The organism is Pseudonocardia nigra (assembly GCF_019396355.1).
GTDB lineage: Bacteria > Actinomycetota > Actinomycetes > Mycobacteriales > Pseudonocardiaceae > Pseudonocardia > Pseudonocardia nigra.
Genome location: NZ_JAHKRK010000482.1, coordinates 1 through 1,178 on the forward strand (window position 1 = coordinate 1; position 1,178 = coordinate 1,178).

Annotated in this window: 1 protein-coding gene; it reads right to left on the bottom strand. The window is 71.4% G+C overall.

Features of this window, described 5'->3' with window-relative positions:
* Positions 1-239: 239 nt before the first annotated feature.
* Positions 240-1,028 carry a glycerophosphodiester phosphodiesterase gene (locus KME75_RS41750; RefSeq protein WP_219420531.1) on the bottom strand — a complete coding sequence of 263 codons (789 nt, stop codon included), beginning with the start codon at positions 1,026-1,028 and terminating at the stop codon, positions 240-242.
* Positions 1,029-1,178: the final 150 nt, after the last annotated feature.

The following is a 1,178-nucleotide window of genomic DNA, read 5'->3' on the forward strand; positions in this document are numbered from 1 at the left end:
CGCAGACGTCTCCACTCAACCCTCGGCTACAGGACACCCCAAGAAGTCCTCAAAGAGTGGACAGACGCGCAGGAAGCAGCGTAGCAACGACCAAATCAACCGGTCCGAAAAACGCGGGGCTGATCAGCCCACCCGGCTCCCGCAACCGACACACCCCGACCAGCTACGACGTCGGCAAGACCGTCAAACGGGACCGCACCATCACCGCACGACGGCAACGCACAGGTTAAAGATCAAGCTCAGACCGGTACGGCCTCGCCGATCCACCGCTCCGCGTGCCACCGCCGGAACTCCCCCGGCCGGTTGGTGATCACCCCGTCCACGCCGGCACCCCCGGCGGCGCCCCACTCGTCGGGGACGTCGAGCGTCCACGGGAACACGCTGTACCCGGCATCGCGCAGCCGTCCGGCCAGCCCCGGGTTGTGTGCGGGCAGCTCCCCCGTCGGGTTGCAGCCGGCGGCGCCCAGGTCGTGCAGCTGCGCCAGGAGCGCGGCCTCGTCCGCGATCCGGTACACGAGCAGCGACCGCGGGAAGTCGGGTGCGACGTCCCGAGCGGCGGCGACGGTGTCCGGCTCGAAGCTCTGCAGGATCGTCCGGCCCGCCAACCCGCGGTCCCGCAGTGCGGCGACGGGGCCGGCGAGCGCGTCCGGGCTCCAGTGGCCCTTGAACTCCACGAGCCAGCCGACCTCCGGGTGCCCCGCCGCCCAGTCGGTCACCGTGTCCATGAGCGGCACGCGCGCGTCCGCGAAGCCCGGCCCGAACCAGCTGCCCGCATCGGCGGAGGTGAGCTCCTTCGCGGTCAGCGCCGCCACCGGGGCGTCGATGCCCGTGGTCCGCAACGCCGAGGCGTCGTGGATCACTGCGGCCGCGCCGTCGGCGGTGGCGCGCACGTCGATCTCGATGAGGTCGCTGCCCGCCAGGACGGCCGCGTCGAACGCGGGCAGCGTGTTCTCCGGGGCGGTCGAGGAGTCGCCGCGGTGGGCGATCGTGCGGATGCGCCCGGGCTCCGGCCGAAGGCCGGGCGGCATCCCGTGGGCCGGCGCGCTAGGTGAGCTAGTGTCTCGTGTCCGAAGTCTTTTGACGCTGCGCTTTGGCCAGGATGGCCTCGGCGTCCTTGGTCCAGATGAACGGTTCACAGCGCTCGTTCCATGCGTCGATGAAGCGGCGGATGGCGGCGA

What these genes read in the sequence shown, in the direction of transcription:
- KME75_RS41750 (WP_219420531.1), bottom strand. Translation starts at nt 1,028, where the DNA reads ATGCCGCCCGGCCTTCGGCCGGAGCCCGGGCGCATCCGCACGATCGCC.